We start from the raw sequence: 25,523 nt of genomic DNA, 5'->3' as shown, positions 1-25,523 counted from the left end.
CTAGCGCGTCACGCTCCTGCCGGGTTGGCAAGGGCCGTGCGCGCTTGTTCAGCGGCCTGGTCGTTTGTGCCCAGGGTGTGCTGTTTAGCCAGTTGTAGATCCATGTATTCGTAAGCAATCCGTATTGCCTGGTCGGTGTCGAATGCATCACCCGACAGGGCACCACGCAGCCACAAGCCGTCGATCAAGGCCGCCAGGCCGCGGGCTGCCTTGCGCGCATGGTAGAGCGGCAGGGTGCGGCGGAACTGGCAGCACAGGTTGGAATACAAGCGGTGGTCGTTGATCCGCTGCAACCTGTGCAAATCGGGCTGGTGCATGCTGGAAGCCCAAAAGGCCAACCAGGTTTTCATTGCCGGGCCGTTCACCTGGCTGGCATCGAAGTTGCCCTCGATGATCACTTTCAGGTGGGCACGCGGGCTGTCGTCCGTCAGGGCCTGGCGACGTGCTCTAACGCCTTCGTTGAGCATGCTCATGATGTAACCCATCGTCGCTGCGATCAGGCCATTCTTGTCCCGAAAGTAGTGACTGATGATGCCGTTCGACACACCGGCCAAACGGGCAATCAGCGCAATGCTGGCGTCCCCCAGACCGACCTGATCGACCGCCTGCAATGTGGCTTCGATCAACTGCTGGCGGCGGATGGGTTGCATACCGACCTTGGGCATCTTGCTATCTCCTCAGGCCTGCGAGCAGACGACAGGCGGCTGACTCGGCGAAGGCCAGTCTATTTTGTTTTGATTGAACGTTCAATCAATAAAGAATAAGCTCTGCGACAATTTGTGCCATTGACAGTTTTTCAGGCGGTCGAGAAGGCACGGATTGACACCCCAGGAAATCGCGTAACCCCCGGAATACAAGGCGTTGACGGGCATGAGCGATGCGAAATGCAGATTCTGCCGCGCGGCTTTTGGCCCTGCGGCAGGCCCTTGGAGCGGGCGGGGTGATCTGTGACGAATGCGCGCACCTCTGCGGATGCGTGGCATTTTCAGCAGGCCACCTGTCTGTTTTTTTGCAACGTATCGATTCGGGATCACGGTTTCCAGGGTGCTTTTATAACACCTGACGCAGTGGGGATATTCCACCAATTGCTCGGGAAAGACTGATTAGCCTCCACAGCCGTACTGCCCGGAGCATTCGTGCAATGAGTTCTGCCTCACTTACCAAGCCCCCCGCCGAGAGGGTACGGGTCAACCGCGTGGTGTTCTTCACCTCCGCGCTGATGATCCTTGTTCTGACTGCCTTGCTGATCGCTGTACCCGAAACCGCAGGCCAAGTGCTGGGCGTGGCCCAGAAATGGCTGACGCGTACCTTTGGCTGGTACTACATGCTGGTCATCTGCGGCTACTTGCTGTTCGTCGTCTACCTGGCCTTCTCCGACTACGGCAGCCTCAAGCTGGGTGGCAAGGATGACCAGCCTGACTTCAGCTATGGCGCCTGGGCGGGCATGCTGTTCTCGTCCGGTATCGGTATTTCGCTGCTGTACTTCGGCGCTTCCGAGCCGCTGGACCACTACTTCAACCCACCGGAAGGCACCCCAGCCAGCCTCGAGGCCGCGCGCCAGGGCCTGCAGCTGACCTTCCTGCACTGGGGCCTGCACGGCTGGGCGATCTATGCCCTGGTCGGCCTGGCCGTGGGTTACTTCGCCTACCGCCACAACCAGCCGCTGGCCCTGCGTTCGGCGCTGTACCCGCTGGTCGGCGAGCGTTGGGTCAAGGGTGCTGCCGGCAACGCCGTCGACATCTTTGGCATGTTCGTCACCCTGCTGGGCCTGGTGACCAACCTAGGTATCGGCTCGATGCAGGTATCCTCGGGCCTGGAATACCTATTCGGCATGGACCACAGCAAGACCAACCTGCTGGTGGTGATCCTGGTCATGGCCGGTGTGGCCACCGTGGCTGCGGTGTCGGGTGTGGAAAACGGCATTCGCCGCCTGTCCAACCTGAACATCATGCTGTTCAGCGGCCTGCTGATCTTCGTGCTGCTGGGCGGTGAAACCCTGCACCTGCTCAACGGCTTCGTGCAGAACGTCGGCGACTACCTGAACGGCATCGTGCTGAAAACCTTCGACCTGTATGTGTACGAAGGCGAAGCCGGCAAGTCCGAGCGCTGGCTGGGCCTGTGGACCGTGTTCTATTGGGCCTGGTGGATCTCCTGGGGCCCATTCGTCGGTATGTTCATTGCCCGTATCTCCAAGGGCCGCACCGTGCGCCAGTTGGTGATGGGTGTGCTGTTGATCCCGCTGGGCTTCACCTTGGCGTGGCTGTCGATCTTCGGCAACACCGCACTGGACCTGGTGATCAACCAGGGCGCCGTGGAGCTGGGCAAGACTGCGCTGGAACAGCCGTCGATGTCGATCTACCAACTGCTGGAATACTTCCCGGCAGCCAAGATCGTGATTGGTGTGGCGGTGTTCGTCGGCTTCGTGCTGTTCCTTACCCCGGCCGACTCCGGTGCGGTGATGATGGCCAACCTGTCGTGCAAAGGCGGCAAGGTCGACGAAGACGCCCCGCACTGGATGGTGGTGTTCTGGTCGGTGGTTATCACCCTGGTCACCATCGGCCTGCTGTTCGCCGGTAACTTCGAGGCCATGCAGACCATGGTGGTGCTGGCGGGCCTGCCGTTCTCGGTGGTGCTGGTACTGTTCATGTTCGGGTTGTACAAGGCCATGAAGCAGGACGTGGCAGTCGAGCAGGAGCGTGCCGAGCTGGCCGCCCGCGGTCGCCGCGGCTTCAGCGAGCGCCTGAGCCAGCTGGAGCTGCAGCCGACCCAGGCCGTGGTGCAGCGGTTCATGGACAAGCAGGTCAGCCCGGCGCTGAAAGAAGCGGCCGCACAGCTGCAGACCCTGGGCTTCGAGGTAGAAACCCGGGTTGGCCAGTCGCGCAACATGATGGGCCTGCGGGTGATGATGGAAGAGGGCAACCCCTTCGTCTACGAAGCCAGCCTGGACGGTTACCTGGCCGCGCCGAGCGAGGCGCCGGTCGAAGGCGAGCCGGAGGTGCAGCAGCGCTTCTACCGCGCCGAGGTGTACCTGCACGACGGCAGCCAGGAATACGACCTGATGGGCTTCACTCGCGAACAAATCGTGCGTGATGTGCTGGATCAGTTCGAAAGCCACCGCCAGTTGCTGGGGCGTGTGTACAGCTGATTGCTGTTGCTGTGAGGCAGAGGCCCGGTTCGAAGGAATCGGGCCTCTTTTGTTTCCTGCAGGTGATCGTTGAGCCGGGTGAATGACTTGTGCAGCATTAATTAGTGCCTCCCGCCTTTCGCGAAAACGCACCCTGGGTGATTCATTCATCACCCAGGGTGACCTCGCATGCCAATCGAAACCAGAACCACACCGGACTACCAGCGCGCGGTGTCGCTGGCGTTCGCTGATCGCCCGACCCTGCGCCAGCTGGCCTCGCAGCAGGCCTTGCAAGTGCTGGCTGCGCATCTAGGTAGCATTGCCGCTGCCAAGTTACCGGATGCAGGCCCTGTCATCCTGGATATCCCCTACGACGGGGCTGTCACTGGCCAGTACCGCCCTTATGATTCCTGGTTTTCGCGGCCACTGGTCGATGCCTTGCTCGATGCCCTGCGCCAGGGCTGCACGTTGGAGGCGATGGGGCTGGCAGGTGGAACTTTCTCTGTCCGGGTTGCACTGCCGTACGTCATGCGTAATACCGCCGGCGAGCCGTTGGAGTTTACCTCGGTAGCTGCGGACGGCGTACTGGCTGAGCTGAACCGACTGGTGTCGACACTGCCAGAGCGGTTTCGCCAGGCCCAGGTCGACTATTGGGCGAACGTCGGCTTCCATGGCGTTAGCCGGGATCGCTGGCTTGCGCAGGTCATCAAGTCGACCCTGCTGCAAAGCCTGCCCCTGCAAGACCTCGATGCCCAGCAACGTGACTGCGTATTGGGGCTGCTCAAGGGTGGAGCGCAGCTACCTTCGGTGTTCAGCGTCGAGGTGCAACTGAATGATGGCGCTGACAGCGTCACCCAGCTGCAGACGCAACTGCTTGTGCGTGGTGAGTGGGACGAAGGCGAGCAGGTGCTGTGGTGTGCCCCCAGTGGGGTGGTCAAAGGGTTTTCCGGCTACGATGCCTTCGCCACCGCATTGCGCGATGAGTTGGCCGAGACCCAGCGTTTTACCTCGTTGACTTGGCGCCGCCATGAATGCACTGGCGACGTGTTTTCCGTGCAGTGCACCCTGTTGCTTGAGCGCATGCTGGGCCAGGTGGATTGCTGGCAGGTTTCGACGTTCAATGATGTGGCGTCGCTGGAGCATTTCTATTCGAGCGCCAGCGACCCCGCGCAGTGGTTCATCGCGGGTTATCACGCTGCGGACGAGGCCGACGTTTCGACCCCTTTGGGGCTCTACCGCGCACAGGCACAAGATAAATTCGCGTTCCAGCGCGGGCTGTTCGAGCTGGCTTTGGCGCAGGCCGAGTCGCTAGGCAGCTCTGCCCTCGAGGGTGTCGAAGACCTGCACAGCTACACTGATGCGCAGCTCAGGCAGCAGATGCTGCTGGATCAACCCGATGAAACGAACTACTACGCCGCCGATTTGCTGCTGACCCTGACCACAGCGCGTGGCGTGCCCGGAGGGGTGGGTGTGGGGCCTGGGGATGGCGTCATCGAATCCCGCAGCATCACGCTGACCGAATTTGCCATCGGCAACCTGAGCGTGCTGGGCGATGCGGTGATCACGAAGATCGAGCATCGTGACGAGCAACTGATCGCCCCCTGGTTGACCGGCGACTATCTACGATCACTGGTCGAGCGTGTCGATATCGGCGGTCGCTATCCCACCTATGTATCCGAACAGCTCGACCCCGCCCTGCAGCCAGAGCGGGTCACCCGCTTTGCCCGCGAATGGCGCTGCTCCCTGCTGTTCAGTGCCCTCAGCGCCAAGCTGGGCGGCACGCTGAGTGAGGTAGGTCTGCAAGCTATCGTCGACTACTGTGCCGGACGGTTGGATGCCCAGCGCCCCCGAACCACGCTCATGCCGCTGGCGTTTCAGCGTGCGGTGGATCATCCGGCTCCGGATCTGGTCATGGGCATGTTCGTGCTGCACTCGGTCGAGCCGTTTTCGTTGGTACTTTATCGGCCGCTGTACGGCCAGCGGGGCTTGACCGAGTTTTCGGGCTTTGAGGCGCTGATGGAGGCGGTTCGCGACAATAAGGCGCTGCGCGAAAGTGTCCTGCAATGGCTCGATCCCCAGGCTCGCGCGGTATACGACCATGGTGGATTCTTCGAGCCACACCTGGGGGCACCGATCATCGATACTTCGCTGTTGCCGGGCCGGGCAGATCCACCGACCTTAATCCAACTGCCCTGGGTAGCGGATGTCGACCGGCTGATGTACGACGGCAATCGCCGCTTGCTGGTCGAGTTGGCCGGCCGGCAATCGGTCTCTACTCGCCAAAGCCGTTGGGCCCTGTTACGGCAGGGCGCCTGGCTGTTGTTCGATGTGGCCACACTGTTGCTGCGCGGGCCGATTGCCACGGTCGCCTGGCTGGCGCAGTCGGTGCTGGGGGCTATACGCGATGCGCAGGCATTCTCCGAGGGCAGCGCATTCGAGCGCAGCGCGGCGGTGGTGGATGCGCTGCTGAATCTGGGCATGGCGTTGGTGCATGTACGCTTGCCATCGGTCGACCCTGTCGGGCCGACGCGCATGACAAAACCACTGCCACGGCTTGCCATGGCCAGCACGGACAGCGCGCTGGCGGTAATGCCCGTACAAGGCGAGGCGTCTCAGCTGGCCAATCGTACCAGTCAGGTGCTGGATTTCTCCTGGCGAGGTGCACAGGGGGTCAATGTACTGACCTCCCAGCAGCGCACATCGCTTCGCCGTCTGGCTTCGGCCGTGGAACTGACGGGGGTGTCGCCGGATGCCTTGGGGGTCTATCAGGTGCAGGGCCGTCAATACGTCATCCTTGCCGGTGATACCTACCAGGTCGAATTGCAGGAAAGCGCTGCACGCATCGTTGGGCCGCAGGATGCGCATGGGCCCTGGCTTGTCCGGGGCCAGGGAAACTGGCGCATCGATACCGCGCTGAGACTGGTGGGGGGCGGGCCGAAGAGTCGCCTGGAGCTGGCGCAAAGGAAGAACAAGAGCGATTTCGAGCAGTTGAACCAGCGCCAGAACGAGTTGCTTGCAGAGCGCAACACCCTGGGCAATTTCTTCGAGGCGAGCAAGGACAAGGTCAAGGCCAAGGAAGCAGAGCTCGATCGGCTGCGCCAGCATGCCCAGTCGATCACCGATTCGAGCCTGGCAGCGAAGTTCGATGAGCGGATTGCCAGCGTCCAGGGGGAAGTTGCCATTGCGAAGGCGCTTTCCCTGGATGACCTCAAGAAGATGGTGGACTGCACCATAAGGTTGGATGACGTGATGACTTCAATGAGTGAGCAGCGCTTTGCGTCTCAGGCGTTGTTCGCTGTGCTGCCCCGTCAGCGGGGCATCATACGTCATGAGTTGATCGATTACGGCGTGGGGTTCTACAACGAAGCCGTGATGCAGGTGAACGAGGCGGATCTGCCTGATGTGCTCAATGGCATGGCCGCCAAGCCGGAGAGTGCCGAAGAGCTCAATCATTATCGGTTTGCCAGGGCGAAGTTGGAAAAGGTGCTGAGCTGGCAGCTGGATCTGATCGAAGTGTCCGAGGTGCTGGATGTGCTGATCGAGAGCTTGCAGAGCGACGGTCTCGTGCTATGGGACGCGGTGCTCGATACGAGGGTGGAGAAGCGTGCCGTCCTGAAGTTTCTGCAGGATAGCCGCAAGCTCAGCGGTATCGGCTTGCGCCTGCGGAGCTTGCTGGACCTTGGTGAACTGAGCCTGACGCGTGAGGCCCCGGTGGACGAGCGGGAATTGATTCAGGCGCTGGATTATCTGGCTGGTGACGAGCTCAAGAGTGCAGGCGCCGCCCATGAAGAGTTGATCACCGCCGACGGCCTGCCATTGACCACTCAACAGCAGGTACTGAGCAGTACCTTGGATACCTACCAGAGCACCCGGGCACGCTTGGATTATCTGGCCGAAACATCTCCCGAGCTGTTGGTAGAGGCCAAGGTCGCGCAATACAAGGACGTGCTGCACAGGCTGACCAGCCAGGCCGAACAGCTGCTTGCGCAGGTGGTGCGCGAGCTTGAGCTATCGACTCCGGCGCAGCCCAAGACGCGTCTGTATGCCCAGCGCCCTGGCACCTTGCGCATAGCGCGTACCTATGACGGGCGCAGTGTAGTGGGCGAGGAAGTCGAGGTTTCTGGCGAGCGGGTTGTTCAGCAGCATGATGTCACGGGTCAGGTGCTGCGCACGTTCCGCCAGGACGGCGATAGGTTCGTTGAGCAACGTCCTGCGGTGGCGGAGGAGCAAGGCACCGAAGCACCCGTCAATGCAGGGCTCGCCAGGGGTAAGGCCAGGGCCGCGCTGAAGCAGGTCGATGGTGTGATTCGTCTTGTGCGCAAGTATGCCAAGGCAGAAGACCCGTTTGGTATCCGTACCATCATCGACCATCATGTCAGCCAGCTGGAGGAGGCTGGGAAGCTGCTGAAGCGGGCTGGCATCGAAAGCGAGTTCGGCAGTCGCCTGGCCGACGACATCGAGCGCCTGGAATCGGTGCAGCGGGATTACCTGATTTCCACTTACACCTCGACCAGCCATCCTTCGGCCAACAGCCTCCGGTTTCTGGTGGAGCAGGAGCAGGTCCGGATCACTCGGACCGTGACCCGCAAGCCACTGGGCGCCGGTGATTTTCTCGATGTGTTCGAGATTCGACGCGTGCCCGCGCCCGGCAAGGCCAAGGGTGCGGGGTTATGGGAAGCACACTTCCACTACCCGGCCGCCGACACGCCTGTGCGGCAGTTCAGCAAGGGACATCTCAAACTGTGGGCGCAGCGCACGCTGGGGCGGGAGGCACAGCTGCGCGCTGCTGCCAGCGCCGGTGAACTGCTGGCCATTTATCGCGGTAATCTGCGCTGGGCGGATGTCGAGGGTCTGATTCCCTTCGAGTGAAGAGCTGGTGCGCACTTACTGCAGGCAAGTGCTTGTGCTACCGGCCTTCAGCGGTTCTGATACACGCCCTGTCGGCCATGTGCCGGCATCGCCTTGTTACTGCGTTCGGCGATCATCTGGCGCAGTGGGATCAGCTCGATGCCTTGGTGTTTGAGACCAGGCATCGCGCTTTCCAGCACTTGCAGCGTCTGCGGGTAGGGATGCCCGATCAGCACAGCCGACCCCTGCTTGCGGGCGAGCGCGACGCCTTGTTGCAACTGGGCGGCGATGGCCTCCGGGGTGCGCACGTCGTCCAGGAATACATCCCGCGACACGTGCGCCAGGCCAATGCGTTGGGCCTCGGCCGCCGCCACGGTGGCGGCGCTGGTGCGGCTGTCGACGAAGAACAGGTGGCGTTGCTGCAGTTCGCCCATCAGCCAGACCATGGGTTCACGTTGTGCCGTCATGCGGCTGCCCATGTGGTTGTTGATGCCCGCTGCGTAGGGGACTTTGGCCAGGGCGGCTTGCAAGCGGCTGGCAAGTTCCGGCAATGGCGCGCCGGGGTGCCAGGCGTAGGGCCCGGTGGCCGGGTCCATGGGCATGTGCAGGATCACCGTCTTGCCGGCCCTGTGGGCCTGGCGGGCGAAATCGCTGGCGTGGGGGGTGTCGGGCATGATCGCCATCGTGACTGGGCCGGGGAGGGCGAGGGTGCGGTTGTCGCGCTCGCTGCTCTGGCCCAGGTCGTCGATGATGATGCTCAGGTAGGCCTTGGCGGCCGGCGCCGCTTGCGCGACCCCGGCCAACAGGCACAACAACAGACACAGCAGGTAACGCATCGCGTGAATCATTTGCCCGAGGTGATGTTCAGCCCTTTGAGCAGGCTCAGCGCCTGGCTCAGTTGGAAGTCATCGTCCTGCGGACGTTCCTTGCGTTTGCTGCTGCCCGTCGGGCGGTCGGCGCCGCCGTTGCCGTTGCCCAAGTGGCCCTGCAGGTCGGCTTCCTTGAAGTTTTCGGTGTCGACTTCGGCGGTGAGCTTGGCCGGGCGCACCTCGATGTCCGGTACGATGCCCTGGGCCTGGATCGAGCGGCCGTTGGGGGTGTAGTACAAGGCGGTGGTGAGTTTCAGGGCACGGTCGTTGGCCAGCGGCAGCACAGTCTGCACCGAGCCTTTGCCGAAGCTGTCGGTCCCCATCAGCACGGCGCGCTTCTGGTCCTGCAGTGCGCCGGCGACAATTTCCGACGCCGAGGCACTGCCACCGTTGATCAGCACCACCAGGGGTACGCCTTCACTGGCGTCGGCCGGGTCGGCCGAGAAGCGCAGCTCGGAGTTGGCGATACGGCCCTTGGTGTAGACGATCAGGCCCTTGGTCAGGAAGTGGTCGGCCACTTCCACGGCCGACTGCAGCACGCCACCTGGGTTGTTACGCAGGTCCAGCACTACCCCGCGCAGCTTCTTGCCGTTGTCCTTGCGCAGCTTGGCCAGGGCTTTGCCCACTTCGTCGCCGGTCTTGACCTGGAACTGGGTGATACGGATGTAACCGTAGTCGTTCTCCAGCAGTTGGCTCTTCACGCTCTTGACCTGGATGACCGCGCGGGCCAGGGTCACATCAAACGGGTTGCCGCCATCGCGCACCAGGGTCAGGGTGATTTTTTCGCCGACCTTGCCGCGCATCTTGTCGACCGCTTCGGTCATGGTCTGGCCGCGTGTCGGGGCACCGTTGATCTTGACGATCAGGTCACCCGCCTGCACGCCGGCACGTGAGGCCGGGGTGTCGTCGATCGGCGACACCACCTTGATGAAGCCATCTTCCTGGCCCACTTCGATGCCCAGCCCGCCGAATTCGCCGCTGGTGCTCTCCTGCAGCTCCTGGAAGTCCTCGGGGCCAAGGTAGGCCGAGTGCGGGTCCAGGTTGCTGAGCATGCCCTTGATGGCGTTTTCCAGCAGGGTCTTGTCGTCTACCGGTTCGACGTAGGCGGCCTTGATACGGTCCATGACCTCGGCGAAGGTGCGCAGTTCTTCCAACGGCAGTGGTGCCTTGGCGGTCACCTCGGTGGCGGGCACTGCGGCAGCCTTGGCCGGCTCGGCGGCAGTGGCCAGGGGCGCGCCGACCGCCAGGGCGATGGACAGGGCCAGCTGGGTGAGACGAGGCGAGTGCAGCATGTCGAACGAACTCCTGATCCTGTAAGCGCTCCCTGGGGAGCATCGGCGCAGCACTCAGGCTACGCCGTAGAAATTTGACTAGCCCCGACACCACTGCGAGGGGTCGGTAGGCCGACCCTGCTGGCGAATGGCGAAGTACAAGCCTGCCGCGTCCTGGCCACCGCTGTCGCCAACGGTGGAAATGGCTTCACCAGCCTTGACGATATCACCGGCGCTCTTGAGCAGGCTCTGGTTGTGGCCGTACAGGCTCAGGTAACCGTTGCCATGGTCGAGAATGACCAGAAGCCCGGCGCCGCGCAACCAGTCGGCGAATACCACGCGCCCGCCGTGCACCGCACGTACCTGGGTGCCTGGGTTGGCGCTGATCATCACCCCGTCCCACTTGGCACGGGCATCGCTGCCACGGGCATCACCGAAGCGTGCCAGCAGTCGACCATTGACTGGCCATGGAAGTTTGCCCCGCGCGGCAGAAAAAGCGCCGCCGTAGTTCGCGCCATCGCTGGAAACCAGCGGGCCGAGGGTGGTGCGGGCTTTTTTCGGCGGCTCCACAGGCTCTGCAGGCTCACGGGCTCGGTCGCGTGCGGCGGCGGCGGCCAGCGCTTCCTGCTGGCGGCGCTTTTCCGCTTCCTGCTGCGCCAACAGGGCCTTCTTGCGTGCTTCTTCGGCTTCGCGGGCCTGGCGAGCGAGGGTTTCCTCGATGGTCTTAAGCACCTTGGCCAGGTCGGCCTGGTCCTGTTCGCGCGATTGCAGCTTCTGGTCGCGGTCCTTGACATCGCTGTTGAGCTTGGCCAGTACCTGCTGGCGCTTGCTGCGCTCGGTTTCCAGGGCCTGGCGACGGCTGTCGAGGTCAGCGCGTTGGGCCAGCAGCTGTTGTTGCTGGCTGGCAATGTCCTGCTCGACGTTGGCCAGTTGGCGCAAGGTCTCGTTGAAGGTGCGCAATTGCTCCAGGCGCGCCTTGCTCAGGTAGTCGTAATACGTGAGGGTGCGGGCGAACTTCTCGGGGTTCTGCTGGTTGAGCAGCAGTTTGAGGTATTCCTCGCGACCGTTGTTCTGGTAGGCCGAACGGGCCTGAATGGCGATCAGCCGCTGTTGTTCAACGCGGGCGCTCTGGAGTTTTTTTTTCTCGGTATCAAGGCGCTCCAGCTCGCCTTCAGTCTTTTTTAGTTCTTGCTGCAGGGCCTCCACCTGCTTTTCGAGGTTGCCGATGTCGGTCTCGGTGGCTTTGAGGTCCTTTTGCACACCGGCCTTTTCTTCCTGGAGCTTGCCCAGCGTCTTCTTGAGCTCGGCAATGTCCTGGCGGGTGGCGTCCAGTTGCTGCTGGGTCTGCGCACGCTCATCGGCAAAAGCCGGGCTGAGCAGGCAAGACAGGGCTAGGAGAATCAGGGCGCGAAGCATGGGGTTTGGCGTACCAAGGATGGAGACTGGCCTAGTATGCCCGCCTGGGCCGGCAAAAAAAACGCCTCGCTGCGGGTGCAGAGGGGCGTTTGTCCGGAATTCATGTGCCATTGGGGCTGCATGGCAGCCCCAGCGCCTGGGATCAGGCGTCGACCAGAATCGAAGTACCGGTCATTTCCACCGGCTTTTCCAGCCCCAGCAGTTGCAGCATGGTCGGCGCCACGTCGGCCAGTACGCCACCGTCGCGCACTTTCAGGTTGCGCTTACCCACATAGATGAACGGTACCGGCTCGGTGGTGTGCGCGGTGTGCGCCTGGCCGGTGCATTCGTCTTCCATCTGCTCGACGTTGCCGTGGTCGGCGGTGATCAGGGCTTCGCCGCCGACTTTCTCCAGTGCATCGACGATGCGGCCGACGCAGGTATCGAGTGCTTCGACGGCCTTGACCGCAGCTTCGAACACGCCGGTATGGCCGACCATGTCGCCGTTGGCGTAGTTGACCACGATCACGTCGAAGCGCTGCTGCTCGATGGCTTCGACGATGCGATCGGTCACTTGCGGTGCGTTCATTTCCGGCTGCAGGTCATAGGTGGCGACCTTCGGCGACGGGATCAGAATGCGCTCTTCGCCCTCGAACGGCTCTTCGCGGCCGCCGGAAAAGAAGAAGGTGACGTGGGCGTACTTCTCGGTTTCGGCGATGCGCAGTTGGGTCTTGCCGTTTTTTGCCAGGTACTCGCCCAGCACGTTGTTCAGGCTGGAGGGCGCAAAGGCTGCCGGTGCCGGGATTTTTGCCGAGTACTGGGTCAGGCCGATGTAGGCCGCCATTTTCGGCAGGCGCGCGCGGGCGAACTCAGTGAAGTCCGGCTCGACAAACGCACGGGACAGCTCGCGAGCACGGTCGGCGCGGAAGTTCATGAAGACCACGGCGTCGCCGTCTTCAACCTTGACCGCTTCGCCGATGCGCGTGGCTTTGACGAACTCGTCGCTTTCGTCACGGGCGTAGGCCGCTTCCAGGCCGGCCTGGGCGGTGTCGGCCGTGTATTCGGCTGCGCTGTCGACGATCAGGTTGTAGGCGGCGCTGACGCGGTCCCAGCGGTTATCGCGGTCCATGGCGTAGTAGCGGCCGATCAGGCTGGCGATGCGGCCCTTGCCCAGTTTGGCGAAGGTGGCGTCGAGCAGTTCGATCGACGACTGTGCGCTGCGTGGCGGGGTGTCGCGGCCATCGAGGAAAGCGTGCAGGTAGATCTTTTCCGCTCCGCGCTGCGCAGCCAGTTCGGCCATGGCCACCAGGTGGTCCTGGTGGCTGTGTACGCCACCATCGGACAGCAGGCCGAGGATGTGCACGGCCTTGCCGGCACTGGCTGCCTTGTCCACGGCACCGGTGAGCACCGGGTTTTTGAAGAACTCGCCATCGCGGATGGCTTTGGTGACGCGGGTGAAGTCCTGGTAGACGACGCGGCCGGCCCCCAGGTTCATGTGACCGACTTCGGAGTTGCCCATCTGCCCGTCCGGCAGGCCGACATCCATGCCCGAGCCGGAAATGAGGCCATGCGGCAAGGTAGCGCGCAGGCGATCATAGACCGGCGTATTGGCGGCAAAGATGGCGTTGTGTTCAGGGACTTCGCTGTGGCCGAAGCCATCCAGGATGATCAGGACCAGGGGTTTGGGCGTACTCGTCATCAATCAAACTCACGGTTGTTCAAAGATGATAAAGACACGCATTTTAGGGCAAATACGCCACCTGCGGCGAATATTCGTCCTGTTCCCTGACCAGCGCGGCCAATGCGGCAACATGAAGGTACCTTTCCGGCCGGCCCGTCGGGCTTTGGTGGCACTGGGGGGCTGTGTATACTGGCCGGCATTTTCAATCGCCTGGAACACCGCTGATGGTTGCTCACCTGATTCAATTCGCGACAGATCACTACATCCTGGTTGCGATCTTCCTCATTCTGCTGGTCCTGCTGCTGATCAACGAAATCCGTCGCGGCGGCCAGAGCCTGAGCAATGGCCAGCTGACGGCCCTGGTCAATGCCGAGAAGGGCCTGGTGGTCGACATTCGCCCGGCCAAGGAATATTCGGCCGGTCACATCGTCGGTGCGATCAACATTCCGCAGGACAAACTGGCCGCCCGCATGAGCGAGCTGGAGAAGCACAAAGAAAAGACCCTGATCGTCGTCGACGCAATGGGCCAGCAGTCCGGCACCCACTGCCGCGAACTGCTCAAGGCTGGCTACACCGCCGCCAAACTGAGCGGTGGCGTTTCCAGCTGGAAAGCCGATAACCTGCCCCTGGTGAAGTGATATGAAGCCCGTCATCGTCTATTCCAGCGACTACTGCCCCTACTGCATGCGCGCCAAGTACCTGCTCGAGAGCAAGGGCGTGGCCTTCGAGGAAGTCAAGGTGGACGGCAAGCCGCAAGTTCGCGCCGAGATGAGCCAGAAGGCCGGCCGTACGTCGGTGCCGCAGATCTGGATCGGCAGCACCCATGTCGGTGGATGCGATGACCTCTATGCCCTGGAGCGCGCCGGCAAGCTCGACGCGCTGCTGGCGGCCTGATTTGCACTGCATTCAAAAACATTAGGATAAGGATCTGCCATGACTGACCAACAGACCAACGGCGCTGCTGCAGAAGACAACAGCCCTCAGTTCTCCCTGCAACGCATCTATGTGCGTGACCTGTCGTTCGAAGCCCCGAAAAGCCCGCAGATCTTCCGCCAGACTTGGGAGCCGAGCGTTGCGCTGGACCTGAACACCAAGCAGAAAGCCCTGGAAGGCGACTTCCACGAGGTGGTGCTGACCCTGTCGGTAACCGTCAAGAACGGTGACGAAGTGGCCTTCATCGCTGAAGTGCAGCAGGCCGGTATCTTCCTGATCGCCAACCTCGATGCGCCTTCGATGAGCCACACCCTGGGCGCGTTCTGCCCGAACATCCTGTTCCCTTACGCCCGTGAAACCCTGGACAGCCTGGTGACCCGCGGTTCGTTCCCGGCGCTGATGCTGTCGCCTGTCAACTTCGATGCCCTGTACGCGCAAGAAATGCAGCGCATGCAGGAAGCGGGCGAAGTGCCGACCGTGCAGTAATTCTGCCTGTATCGAAAAAGCGCCTCTAGGGGCGCTTTTTTGTTGCCTGCAAGGGCGATCAGCTACCAGCGAACCCGTTCTGCCGCCATGCCTCGTACACCGTCACCGCCACGGTATTGGACAGGTTCAAGCTACGGCACCCCGGCCGCATCGGCAGGCGCAGGCGTTGTTCGGCCGGCAGGCTGTCCAACACCTCGGCCGGCAACCCGCGGCTCTCTGGCCCGAACAGGAACGCATCGCCCGGTTGGTAAGCCACTTCGTGGAAGGGGTGCGAGCCCTTGGTGGTGAAGGCGAACAGCCGCGGGTTGCCCAGGCTTTCCAGGCATCCGGCCAGGCTCTCGTGGCGCTTGAGCGTGGCATACTCGTGGTAGTCCAGCCCCGCGCGGCGCAGGCGCTTGTCATCCAGTTCGAAACTGATGGGTTCGATCAGGTGCAGGTGGCAGCCGCTGTTAGCGCACAGGCGAATGATGTTGCCGGTATTCGGCGGAATTTCTGGTTGAAAAAGGATGACGTGAAACATGCACGGCTCCAAGCGTGAAGATGACGGGCATTCTACCCCTGAACCGGACGTGCGTTCGAAGGCCTTCCCGCGGGTGATGCTGTCGTTGGCGATTGTCGGCTTGATGGTGGGGCTGATGATTGGTCGCCTGACTACGCCCGACGAGCGTGAGCTGCAGCAGGTGCAAGTGGTGCAGGACGGCCTGCAGTTGTGGTTCAACGAAGAGCCCAAGCTGCACGGCGAGAACGTGGAAGGTACAGTGGCATTGCTGTTCCAGGCCCAGGGCAAGGCCCAGCAGGGGCAACTGAGCCTGCAGGGCAAGCCGGTGAGCTGGCGGGTACAGAACAGCCAGGAAGGGTTGTTGCTGACGGTGGTGGCCGCGCGCCCCCTGCACGGCGAGTGGAGCGGTGCAGAGGACGACGGGCGCTGGCGTGTGCAGGTGAAATTGCACGAATAAAAGAGGGGATTTCCCGGCCTGCCTGTACCAGGGTCCCCAAAAGGGGTGCTGCGCATAAAGGGGGGATTTCCCGGCCTGCCTGTACCGAGGTCCCCAAAACGGGCGATGCTGCGAATAAAAGAGGGGTTCACCCGGCCTGCCTGTACCAGGGCCCCCGAAACTGGGTATGTATTAGCTATTGCAGGGGGCGTGCCAGTTTTGCAAAGCCCGTGAATGTTGGGCTTTGAGGGGGAATTGGCCGGGTTTTGAGGGGATTTGTGCCTTCGCGAGGTGCATCGGGCACAGGATCGGTGCATCGGGGCTGAAAAAGCCGGGCCTGCTTCGCAGGCCTATTGCGACACAAGGCCGCTCCCACAGGACGCCGCTCCGTTCAGAGGCGGCGCTATCCCTGTGGGAGCGGCCTTGTGTCGCGAAAGGGCCGCAAAGCGGCCCCCGGGATCTTGAGGGTTTACTCAGAACTCAGTGGTCTTCACCTTCCTCATCATCCCCACCCGCCACATTCATCCCCAGCTCCTTGATCTTGCGCGTCAGGGTGTTACGCCCCCAACCCAGCAACAGCGCCGCATCCCGGCGCCGACCGGCGGTGTGCTTGAGCGCCGTCTCGATCATGATCCGTTCAAAACTCGGCACCGCGCTGTCCAGCAGGTTGGTCTGGCCGCGCGCCAACGCCTGGTCGGCCCACTGGCGCAGGGCCTGCTCCCAGTTGGTCACCGGTGCGGCGTCCTGTGGCAGGTTCAGAAGCTCGGGCGGCAGGTCGCCGATCAGCACTTCGCGGCTGGAAGCCATCACGGTGATCCAGCGGCAAGTGTTTTCCATCTGCCGCACGTTGCCCGGCCAGGGCAGGTTGCGGATGAACTCTTCGGTCTCAGGCTTGAGGACCTTCGGCTCGACCGCCAGCTCCTGAGCGGCCCGGGCAAGGAAGTGGCGGGCGAGTGCGGGGATGTCTTCGCGGCGGTCGGCCAGGCGCGGGATATGGATACGGATCACGTTCAGGCGGTGGAACAAGTCCTCACGGAACTTGCCGGCTTGCACCAGTGACTCCAGGTTCTGGTGGGTGGCGGCGATGATGCGCACGTCGACCTTGACCGGTACATGGCCGCCCACACGATAGAACTCGCCATCGGCCAGCACGCGCAGCAGGCGGGTCTGGGTGTCGGCAGGCATGTCACCGATTTCGTCGAGGAACAGCGTACCGCCATCGGCCTGCTCGAAACGGCCCCGGCGCAGGTTGGCAGCGCCGGTGAAGGCCCCCTTTTCATGGCCGAACAGCTCCGATTCCATCAAGTCCTTGGGGATGGCGGCCATGTTCAGGGCAATGAACGGCGACGCCGCGCGCGGGCTGTGCCGGTGCAGGGCGTGGGCCACCAGCTCTTTGCCGGTGCCGGACTCGCCGTTGATCAGCACGGTGATGTTGGAGTGGCTGAGGCGGCCGATGGCGCGGAACACCTCCTGCATCGCCGGGGCTTCACCGATAATTTCCGGGGTACGCGCCAGGTTCTGTGGCACATCCAGGCCCTGCTGTTCCTGAGCGTGCTGGTTGGCGCGCTTGACCAGCGAGACCGCTTCGTCGACGTCGAATGGCTTGGGCAGGTACTCGAAGGCCCCCCCCTGGTACGAGGCCACCGCGCTGTCCAAGTCGGAATGGGCGGTCATGATGATCACCGGCAGGCGCGGGTGCTGTTCGCGGATCTGTGCCAGCAAGTCGAGGCCGCTGGCGCCAGGCATGCGAATGTCGGAGATGATCACGTCCGGTTGCTGGCGCGCCAGGCGCCCCATCACACCGTCTGCGCTGTCGAAGCTCTGGGTGGTCATGCCTTCTTGTTGCAGGGCTTTTTCCAGGACCCAGCGGATGGAGCGATCATCGTCGACGATCCATACGGTTTCACTTCGGCTCATGAGGCGGTGGCTCCTTGTTCCAGGGGCAGGTAGATCGAGAAGGCGGTGTGGCCTGCGTGGCTTTCACACTCGATCAGGCCCTGGTGCTGGCTGATGATGTTCTGGGTAATGGCCAGGCCCAGCCCGGTGCCGTCCGGGCGGCCACTGACCATGGGATAGAAGAGAGTGTCCTGCAGTTCCGGCGGGATGCCCGGGCCGTTATCGATGATCTCGACCCGCGCCACCAGGCGGTGGCGCACGTGGCCGATGGTGAACTGGCGCAAGGCGCGGCTGCGCAAGGTGATGCGGCCCAGCCGCAGTTCATTCTGCGAGCTGATCGCCTGCATGGCGTTGCGCACGATATTGAGTACGGCCTGGATCATCTGCTCGCGGTCGATCAATACGTCCGGCAGGCTAGGGTCGTAATCGCGCACCAAAGTGATGCAGCCCTGGCTTTCGGCGTCGACCAGGCTACAGACTCGCTCCAGCACTTCGTGAATGTTGGTCATGGCAAGCGACGGCAGCTTGTTAGAGCCGAGCATGCGGTCGACCAGGTTACGCAGGCGGTCGGCCTCTTCGATGATCACGTTGGTGTAGTCGCGCAGGCCTTCCTCGGGCAGTTCGCGGGCCAGCAACTGGGCCGCGCCACGGATGCCACCAAGGGGGTTCTTGATTTCATGGGCCAGGCCGCGCACCAGCATCTTGGTGGTTTCCTGCTTGCTCAGCTGAGCCTCTTCCTTGGTGATGCGCAGCAGCCGGTCGCGTGGGTGCACCTCGAGCAACAGCAGGGTCTGGCCCTGATGCAGGATTGGCGTTACCGCGTAGTCGACGGTGATGGTCTGCCCGGTCAGCGAAGTGAGCTGCGCTTCACGCTTGGTGAATGGATGCGCCTGCTCGACCGCCTGGCGCAGCGAGCTGAGTGCCTCGGTCGATTCGGTGAACAGCTCGCTGATGAACTGCCCATGGCTACGCTGGCCACTGACGGCCAGCAGCATTTCCGCTGCCGGGTTCATGTACTCCAGGCGCAGCTCGGCGTTGAGCAGCAACGTGGCGGTAGTCAGGTTGTCCAGAAGCAGACGGTGCTGTGCATCGCTGATGGTCATAAGGCGTCGTTGACCTCTTTTGGCGCTTGCCCGGCACTGCTTTGGCCTGGGCCGGACGCGGGGTGGTTCCGCTGGTGCGAGACTCTCGACAAGAAAATGCAAGAAACAAACCAAGGCTCCGAAAAGAAGCGGAATTGCCTGATAAAGACCTGGAATTGTGCTTATTCGGACCAGATTGCCCTGATTTATCGTTTCAAGTGACCCGTTTTGGGTTGCAGATTGAAGCGTTCGGCGTACTTATGCACCAATATAGAGCATTGCGATGTTCAGTGTTCTACACACACTTGTGCGGTCGCGCGGACCATGGCCCTGTACCTCATCGGGTCGTTGGCATGCCTGGCTAAGGCATCTGAGAGGTGGCGGGGGCAGTCATTCAGCGGTGCGCGGTCCAGATTGCCCAGTTCTGACAGCAGCGTTGCCTGGAGCATATCCAGGCGTGGGCGTAGTTCATGGGCAAGATCCCGAGCTTGCTGCGGGGGGCGCTTCGCCAGTGCCGTCCAGCGGTCGATCAGGCCGTACTGGATCATCTTGCTGGCTTCGATCTGGTCGGCAAAAAAGGCTGCTGCTCGTGCGGCAGGCAGGCCGTAATCCTGCGCCGCAGCCTGAGCCTGCTGCAGAACCTCTTGTTCGCGCGCGGGAGCCTCGACCGGCACACCGTTGTCCCATTTGTGCACGGCCACGGAGTAGGCCAGATCGAGGCGCTGCCCGATTGCCGTGAGTAAAGGCTTGAGTTCAGGTTGTGCGGGGGAGCTGCAGCCGAGAAGCGCAAAGATGGAGCACAGCACTACGGATGTGAGGCGCATGTCAATCTCCTTGTGGTCGGAGATTTGAGTGTGGGCAGTGAGCCAACTGTTGCTTGTAGGAAGCATCTGAAACGGATGTACGTATAACAAAAACGGCCTTCAGAAGAAGGCCGTTTTTGGTGTTTCAGATTGGCGCTAGACGCCAATCAGATCAGCAGCTGTAGTACAGCTCGTATTCCAGCGGGTGTACGAAGGTGCGGACCTTGATTTCTTCTTCGCTCTTCAGCTCGATGAAGGCATCGATGAAGTCGTCGGAGAACACGCCGCCCTTGGTCAGGAACGCGCGGCCTTTGTCCAGCTCTTCCAGAGCCTCTTTCAGGCTGCCGCACACTTGCGGGATGTTCTTGGCTTCTTCTGGTGGCAGGTCGTACAGGTTCTTGTCGGCCGCGTCGCCTGGGTGGATCTTGTTCTGGATGCCATCCAGGCCAGCCATCAGCAGGGCCGCGAAGGCCAGGTACGGGTTGGCCGATGGGTCCGGGAAGCGGGCTTCGATACGGCGGGCTTTCGGGCTGCCGACGTAAGGAATACGGATCGAGGCGGAACGGTTGCGAGCCGAGTAGGCCAGCATTACCGGGGCTTCGAAGCCTGGGACCAGACGCTTGTAGGAGTTGGTCGACGGGTTGGTGAAGCCGTTCAGGGCCTTACCGTGCTTGATGATACCGCCGATGAAGTACAGGGCGGTGTCGGACAGGCCGGCATAGCCTTCACCCGAGAAGGTGTTCTTGCCGTCTTTCCAGATCGACATGTGTACGTGCATGCCCGAGCCGTTGTCGCCGTACAGAGGCTTAGGCATGAAGGTGGCGGTACGGCCGTAGGCGTCGGCAACGTTGTGCACGACGTATTTCAGCGCCTGTACTTCGTCAGCCTTTTTCACCAGGGTGTTGAACTTGACGCCGATTTCGTTCTGGCCGGCAGTCGCCACTTCGTGGTGGTGAACTTCAACGGTCTGGCCCATTTCTTCCAGTGCGTTGCACATGGCAGTACGGATTTCGTGGTCGTGGTCGAACGGCGGAACCGGGAAGTAGCCGCCCTTCACGCCTGGACGGTGGCCTTTGTTGCCGCCTTCCACGTCAGCGTCGGTCATCCACGAGCCTTGCTCGGAGAAGATCTTGAACATCGAGCCGGAAATGTCCGACTTGAACTTCACTTCGTCGAAGATGAAGAACTCAGGCTCTGGGCCGGCGAAGACGGTGTCACCGATGCCGGTGCTCTTCAGGTACTCTTCGGCACGCTTGGCGATGGCGCGTGGGTCGCGATCGTAGCCCTGCATGCTCGACGGGTCGACGATGTCGCAGGTGATGATCAGGGTTGGCTCTTCGGTGAACGGGTCCAGGACGGCAGTGTCGTCGACCGGCATCAGGATCATGTCGGAGGCTTCGATGCCTTTCCAGCCAGCGATGGAGGAACCGTCGAACATCTTGCCGACTTCGAAGAAGTCTTCGTCCAGCGCATCACGCGACGGCATGGTCACGTGGTGCTGAATGCCTTTGGTGTCCGTGAAACGCAGATCAATCCACTTGACGTCATGATCTTTGATGAGTTGAACCGACTTCGACATGTTGTCCTCCGGATGGTCTAGAGCGCGGTGGGCCGCTGCCCTGGAAAAAGGGTGTTGCCGGGCGCGGATAGTCGGCCAAGCTTACCTGCCTCACAAGGGAGCAAATTGCATGCCAGTGCCCGAAAATGGCGAAGGCGGGATAAAAGGGGGCGTTTGTGGGCATTTGGCGTAGGGGTGGCGGGTAAAAATGCACCCTTTAGATGCGAGTTTTGGTGTCAACGCACCAATACAGTGCGCGATCTGGGCTTTGTGCTTTCTTTGAGGGCTTTCCGCGGGTTTGCACGCGAAAAGGCCGGAACAGGCGGCACAAAACCCGCCTCATGCATTTATCTCAAAGCTTCTGATCAAAAGTTGGTCAAATCCTGAGCAATTTCCGATATAATTCGCGCCCCTCATTTTCGGCAGGCCCTGCGCGCGCTGTTAACCAATGAAACTTATCGTCAAAGTCTTCCCAGAAATCACCATCAAGAGCCGGCCGGTGCGCAAGCGTTTCATCCGCCAGCTCGCCAAGAACATCCGCAACGTGCTCAAGGACCTCGATCCTGAGCTCGCGGTCGATGGTGTCTGGGACAATCTCGAAGTGGTCACCCGCATCGAGGACGAAAAAGTCCAGCGCGAGATGATCGAGCGCCTCACCTGCACGCCGGGTATCACCCACTTCCTGCAGGTAGAGGAATACCCGCTGGGTGACTTCGACGACATCGTCGCCAAGTGCAAGCACCACTTCGGTCACCTGCTGGCCGGCAAGCACTTCGCCGTGCGCTGCAAGCGCGGTGGCCACCATGACTTCACCTCGATGGACGTCGACCGTTACGTCGGCAGCCAGCTGCGCCAGCAGTGTGGCGCCGCCGGCATCGAGCTGAAGAAGCCCGAAGTGCTGGTGCGCATCGAAATCCGCGACCAGCGCCTGTACGTCATCCACAACCAGCACCAGGGCATCGGCGGTTACCCGCTGGGCGCCCTGGAGCAGACCCTGGTGCTGATGTCCGGTGGCTTCGACTCCACCGTGGCGGCTTACCAGATGATGCGCCGTGGCCTGATGACCCACTTCTGCTTCTTCAACCTCGGCGGCCGTGCCCACGAGCTGGGCGTGATGGAAGTGGCCCACTACCTGTGGAAAAAGTACGGCAGCAGCCAGCGCGTGCTGTTCATCAGCGTGCCGTTCGAAGAGGTGGTTGGCGAGATCCTCAACAAGGTCGACAACAGCTACATGGGTGTGACCCTCAAGCGCATGATGCTGCGCGGTGCCGCGCACATGGCCGACCGCCTGGAAATCGACGCGCTGGTGACCGGCGAGGCGATCTCCCAGGTATCCAGCCAGACCTTGCCGAACCTGTCGATCATCGACTCGGCCACCGACAAGCTGGTGCTGCGCCCGCTGCTGGCGAGCCACAAGCAGGACATCATCGACCAGGCCAACGAAATCGGCACCGCCGACTTCGCCAAGCACATGCCAGAATACTGCGGCGTGATTTCGGTGAACCCGACCACCCATGCCAAGCGTCACCGCATGGAGCATGAAGAGAAGCAGTTCGACATGGCGGTGCTGGAGCGCGCCCTGGAACGCGCCAAGCTCATCTCCATCGACCATGTGATCGACGAGCTGGGCAAGGACGTCGAAATCGAAGAAGTGACCGAGGCTCTGTCGGGGCAGATCGTCATCGACATTCGTCACCCTGATGCCCAGGAAGACGAACCTCTGGTGCTGGACGGTATCGAAGTCCAGGCCATGCCGTTTTATGCCATCAACAGCAAGTTCAAGCACCTGGACCCCACGCGCCAGTACTTGCTGTATTGCGACAAGGGTGTGATGAGCCGTTTGCACGCACACCACCTGCTCAGTGAGGGACATGCCAATGTGCGTGTTTATCGTCCGACATAAGACGCCGGGGCTGTATGGCGGCAGTATCCGCCATCGCCCTCCCGACCGCCGGGCCCGCTGAGCCTTAAACAGTACATATTGGCCGCCTACACTGGGCGGCAACCGAATCCTCTGATCGAGATACACTTGTGATCGAAAATCTGCGTAACATCGCCATCATCGCCCACGTTGACCATGGTAAAACCACCCTGGTCGACAAACTCCTGCGTCAATCCGGCACTCTGGAGCGTAACGAGCTCAACGACGAGCGCGTCATGGACTCCAACGACCAGGAAAAAGAGCGCGGTATTACCATTCTGGCGAAAAACACCGCCATCAACTGGAACGGCTACCACATCAACATCGTCGACACCCCCGGCCACGCCGACTTCGGTGGCGAGGTTGAGCGTGTAATGTCGATGGTCGACTCCGTGCTGCTGCTGGTCGACGCCCAGGACGGCCCAATGCCGCAAACCCGCTTCGTGACCAAGAAGGCCTTCGAAGCCGGCCTGAAGCCAATCGTCGTGATCAACAAGGTTGACCGTCCGGGCGCACGTCCTGACTGGGTTCTGGACCAGATCTTCGACCTGTTCGACAACCTCGGCGCTACCGACGAGCAGCTGGACTTCAAAGTGGTCTACGCCTCGGCCCTGAACGGCATTGCCGGTCTGGACCACACCGAAATGGGCGAAGACATGACCGCCCTGTACCAGTCGATCATCGACAACGTACCGGCTCCTTCCGTTGACCGTGACGGCCCGTTCCAGATGCAAATCTCGGCACTGGACTACAACAGCTTCCTCGGCGTTATCGGTGTTGGCCGTATCGCCCGTGGTCGCGTCAAGCCGAACACCCCGGTTGTCGCCATCGACACCAACGGCAAGAAGCGTAACGGCCGTATCCTGAAGCTGATGGGTCACCATGGCCTGCACCGCATCGACGTCGAAGAAGCCCAGGCTGGCGACATCGTCTGCATCAGCGGTTTCGACGAGCTGTTCATCTCCGACACCCTGTGCGCCCCGGACGCGGTAGAAGCGATGAAGCCGCTGACCGTTGACGAGCCAACCGTTTCGATGACCTTCCAGGTCAACGACTCGCCGTTCTGCGGTAAAGAAGGCAAGTTCGTCACCAGCCGTAACATCAAGGACCGTCTGGACAAGGAGCTGCTGTACAACGTTGCTCTGCGCGTTCAGGAAACCGATTCCCCAGACAAGTTCAAGGTTTCGGGCCGTGGTGAGCTGCACCTGTCGGTACTGATCGAAACCATGCGTCGTGAAGGCTTCGAGATGGCTGTGGGCCGTCCTGAAGTGATCATCCGCGAAGTCGACGGCGTCAAGCAGGAACCGTTCGAGAACGTCACCATCGACATCCCTGAAGAATCCCAGGGCAAGGTGATGGAAGAGATGGGTCTGCGTAAAGGCGACCTGACCAACATGGTTCCGGATGGCAAAGGCCGTGTTCGCCTGGAGTACAACATTCCAGCCCGTGGTCTGATCGGTTTCCGTAACCAGTTCCTGACCCTGACCAACGGTGCAGGCATCCTGACCTCGATCTTCGATCGCTACGACACCATGAAGTCGGGCCAGATGTCCGGCCGCCTCAACGGCGTACTGGTTTCGGTCGAGACCGGCAAGGCGCTGACCTACTCGCTGGAAACCCTGCAGGCACGTGGCAAGCTGTTCGTTGAACACGGCCAGGAGATCTACAACGGTCAGATCATCGGCCTGAACAGCCGCGATAACGACCTGGGCGTGAACCCGACCAAAGGCAAGAAGCTCGACAACATGCGTGCTTCGGGCAAAGACGAAGTCATCGCCCTGGTACCGCCAGTTCGCCACACCCTCGAGCAGGCCCTGGAATTCATCCAGGACGACGAGCTGTGCGAAGTGACGCCGAAGTCGATCCGTCTGCGCAAGAAGATCCTGGACGAAGGCGAGCGTACCCGCGCTGCCAAGAAAGCCAAGAACTGAGTTAGCTCAGGCTGAATGAAAACGCCCCCGGTCGTAAGGCCGGGGGCGTTTTTTTTGCCTTGCGTTCATCAAAAGTTAGTATTTCAGGTGTGTGGATTTCTGGTAAATGCCACTGTATCAGTAAATGTTTCCATGTGTCTGGGTGTTTGATTATTCATTAGTCTCATCTCTCTACTTTATTTGAGGGTGAGGGACTGAATATGTCTGATGTGATTGTCGGCAAGGATATATGCATTATCGATGACGGCATTACTGATAAAGAGCATGCGCAAATCTTGCAGCTCCTTACTGATTCGGTGTGGCGCTATGGGTGGCCTTATCCTTATTCGCCGCTTGAGCGCCCTTGCTGGCACAGTTTCATAGCCGGCTCTCGCAGAGACAAGTTGGAAGATTGCGAGCAGGAGCTGCGTGAGCGCTCGGACTGGGGTTTCCTGGCGGACATCTGGGCACGCATTAAAGCCGCTCACATGCCTTCAGCCGTATTGCTGGGTGTGTACGCGAACGGGCAAACCACCAGTCAGGATGGACCTATACATCGGGATAATACTGCGGAGGCGCCGGGACGAACTGTCATGCTGTTCTGTAGTGAACATTGGGCCACTTGCTGGGGAGGCGAGTTAATGTTCTACGACGCCGGCAAGGAGACCATCATTATGTCGGTACAGCCCAAGCCAAGAAGGGTTGTCGTTTTCAATGGCGAGATACCGCACGCCGCACGGGCACCTGCAGCAAGCTGTAACCGTCTGCGTATGAGTATTGCCTTCAAGACGATGATAAAGGAGTGATGGCA

At 61.4% G+C, this 25,523-nt stretch carries 19 protein-coding genes; 9 read left to right on the top strand and 10 right to left on the bottom strand.

Translation table 11 applies throughout. From position 1 onward, the window contains the following. Nucleotides 1-8 precede the first annotated feature (8 nt). Nucleotides 9-665, bottom strand: coding sequence for a transcriptional regulator BetI (gene betI, locus Q9451_RS29565; protein WP_012274616.1), 657 nt, complete (start codon nt 663-665; stop codon nt 9-11). Nucleotides 666-1,198: 533 nt separating this feature from the next. Here betI and Q9451_RS29560 point away from each other — a divergent pair. Then, on the top strand, nt 1,199-3,145 hold the full coding sequence (locus Q9451_RS29560) for a BCCT family transporter (protein WP_223296422.1): 1,947 nt from the start codon (nt 1,199-1,201) through the stop codon (nt 3,143-3,145). A 168-nt stretch (nt 3,146-3,313) separates the two neighbouring features. Next, entirely contained in the window at nt 3,314-7,993 is a 4,680-nt protein-coding gene (locus Q9451_RS29555) for a DUF6543 domain-containing protein (protein ID WP_012274614.1), read from the top strand. 47 nt (nt 7,994-8,040) lie between these two features. Here Q9451_RS29555 and Q9451_RS29550 read toward each other — a convergent pair whose 3' ends face one another. The 4 genes from Q9451_RS29550 to gpmI form a co-directional block, all read right to left on the bottom strand. Further along, nucleotides 8,041-8,808: a divergent polysaccharide deacetylase family protein gene (locus Q9451_RS29550; protein WP_041166612.1), complete on the bottom strand. Its 768-nt coding sequence runs from the start codon at nt 8,806-8,808 to the stop codon at nt 8,041-8,043. 8 nt (nt 8,809-8,816) lie between these two features. Next, nucleotides 8,817-10,133, bottom strand: coding sequence for a S41 family peptidase (locus tag Q9451_RS29545; protein WP_012274612.1), 1,317 nt, complete (start codon nt 10,131-10,133; stop codon nt 8,817-8,819). A 78-nt stretch (nt 10,134-10,211) separates the two neighbouring features. Beyond that, complete coding sequence (locus Q9451_RS29540) at nt 10,212-11,528, bottom strand: murein hydrolase activator EnvC (RefSeq protein WP_012274611.1); 1,317 nt, start codon at nt 11,526-11,528, stop codon at nt 10,212-10,214. A 142-nt stretch (nt 11,529-11,670) separates the two neighbouring features. Then, a complete protein-coding gene (gpmI, locus tag Q9451_RS29535) occupies nt 11,671-13,206 on the bottom strand; it encodes a 2,3-bisphosphoglycerate-independent phosphoglycerate mutase (RefSeq protein WP_012274610.1) in 1,536 nt (511 codons plus the stop codon). A 206-nt stretch (nt 13,207-13,412) separates the two neighbouring features. Between gpmI and Q9451_RS29530 the strand changes: the two genes are divergently transcribed. The 3 genes from Q9451_RS29530 to secB are packed head-to-tail and all read left to right on the top strand — an operon-like array spanning nt 13,413 to nt 14,607. Beyond that, complete coding sequence (locus Q9451_RS29530; RefSeq protein ID WP_012274609.1) at nt 13,413-13,826, top strand: rhodanese-like domain-containing protein; 414 nt, start codon at nt 13,413-13,415, stop codon at nt 13,824-13,826. A gap of 1 nt (nt 13,827) precedes the next feature. Continuing rightward, nucleotides 13,828-14,082 carry a glutaredoxin 3 gene (gene grxC / locus Q9451_RS29525; protein WP_012274608.1) on the top strand — a complete coding sequence of 85 codons (255 nt, stop codon included), beginning with the start codon at nt 13,828-13,830 and terminating at the stop codon, nt 14,080-14,082. Nucleotides 14,083-14,121: 39 nt separating this feature from the next. Then, on the top strand, nt 14,122-14,607 hold the full coding sequence (gene secB, locus Q9451_RS29520; RefSeq protein WP_012274607.1) for a protein-export chaperone SecB: 486 nt from the start codon (nt 14,122-14,124) through the stop codon (nt 14,605-14,607). A 58-nt stretch (nt 14,608-14,665) separates the two neighbouring features. Here secB and trmL read toward each other — a convergent pair whose 3' ends face one another. After that, nucleotides 14,666-15,127 (bottom strand): tRNA (uridine(34)/cytosine(34)/5-carboxymethylaminomethyluridine(34)-2'-O)-methyltransferase TrmL, encoded by a 462-nt coding sequence (trmL, locus tag Q9451_RS29515; RefSeq protein WP_012274606.1) that lies wholly within the window; start codon nt 15,125-15,127, stop codon nt 14,666-14,668. Between trmL and Q9451_RS29510 the strand changes: the two genes are divergently transcribed. Beyond that, entirely contained in the window at nt 15,126-15,563 is a 438-nt protein-coding gene (locus Q9451_RS29510) for a hypothetical protein (protein ID WP_041166611.1), read from the top strand. The genes trmL and Q9451_RS29510 overlap by 2 nt on opposite strands. A gap of 459 nt (nt 15,564-16,022) precedes the next feature. On the opposite strand, the gene ntrC is transcribed toward Q9451_RS29510, so the two are convergent. From ntrC to glnA, 4 genes are all read right to left on the bottom strand, one after another. Beyond that, entirely contained in the window at nt 16,023-17,459 is a 1,437-nt protein-coding gene (ntrC, locus tag Q9451_RS29505; RefSeq protein ID WP_012274604.1) for a nitrogen regulation protein NR(I), read from the bottom strand. Next, nucleotides 17,456-18,541, bottom strand: a complete 1,086-nt coding sequence (gene glnL / locus Q9451_RS29500; protein WP_003249215.1) for a nitrogen regulation protein NR(II) — start codon at nt 18,539-18,541, stop codon at nt 17,456-17,458. The genes ntrC and glnL overlap by 4 nt, the downstream gene beginning before the upstream one ends. Before the next feature lie 266 nt (nt 18,542-18,807). After that, on the bottom strand, nt 18,808-19,344 hold the full coding sequence (aroQ, locus tag Q9451_RS29495; RefSeq protein ID WP_012274603.1) for a gamma subclass chorismate mutase AroQ: 537 nt from the start codon (nt 19,342-19,344) through the stop codon (nt 18,808-18,810). Nucleotides 19,345-19,495: 151 nt separating this feature from the next. Further along, entirely contained in the window at nt 19,496-20,902 is a 1,407-nt protein-coding gene (gene glnA, locus Q9451_RS29490) for a type I glutamate--ammonia ligase (protein WP_012274602.1), read from the bottom strand. 427 nt (nt 20,903-21,329) lie between these two features. Here glnA and thiI point away from each other — a divergent pair, with 427 nt between their 5' ends. The 3 genes from thiI to Q9451_RS29475 all read left to right on the top strand — a co-directional run bounded on the left by thiI (nt 21,330) and on the right by Q9451_RS29475 (nt 25,518). Beyond that, entirely contained in the window at nt 21,330-22,784 is a 1,455-nt protein-coding gene (thiI, locus tag Q9451_RS29485) for a tRNA uracil 4-sulfurtransferase ThiI (RefSeq protein WP_012274601.1), read from the top strand. A gap of 128 nt (nt 22,785-22,912) precedes the next feature. Then, nucleotides 22,913-24,733, top strand: coding sequence for a translational GTPase TypA (gene typA, locus Q9451_RS29480; protein ID WP_012274600.1), 1,821 nt, complete (start codon nt 22,913-22,915; stop codon nt 24,731-24,733). A 200-nt stretch (nt 24,734-24,933) separates the two neighbouring features. Next, nucleotides 24,934-25,518 carry a 2OG-Fe(II) oxygenase gene (locus Q9451_RS29475; RefSeq protein WP_012274599.1) on the top strand — a complete coding sequence of 195 codons (585 nt, stop codon included), beginning with the start codon at nt 24,934-24,936 and terminating at the stop codon, nt 25,516-25,518. The last annotated feature ends 5 nt before the right edge of the window (nt 25,519-25,523 follow it).

The sequence above is a fragment of the Pseudomonas sp. NY8896 genome, assembly GCF_039634505.1.
The sequence above is the reverse complement of the archived record's forward strand: the minus strand, read 5'-3'. Positions and strand labels throughout refer to the sequence as shown.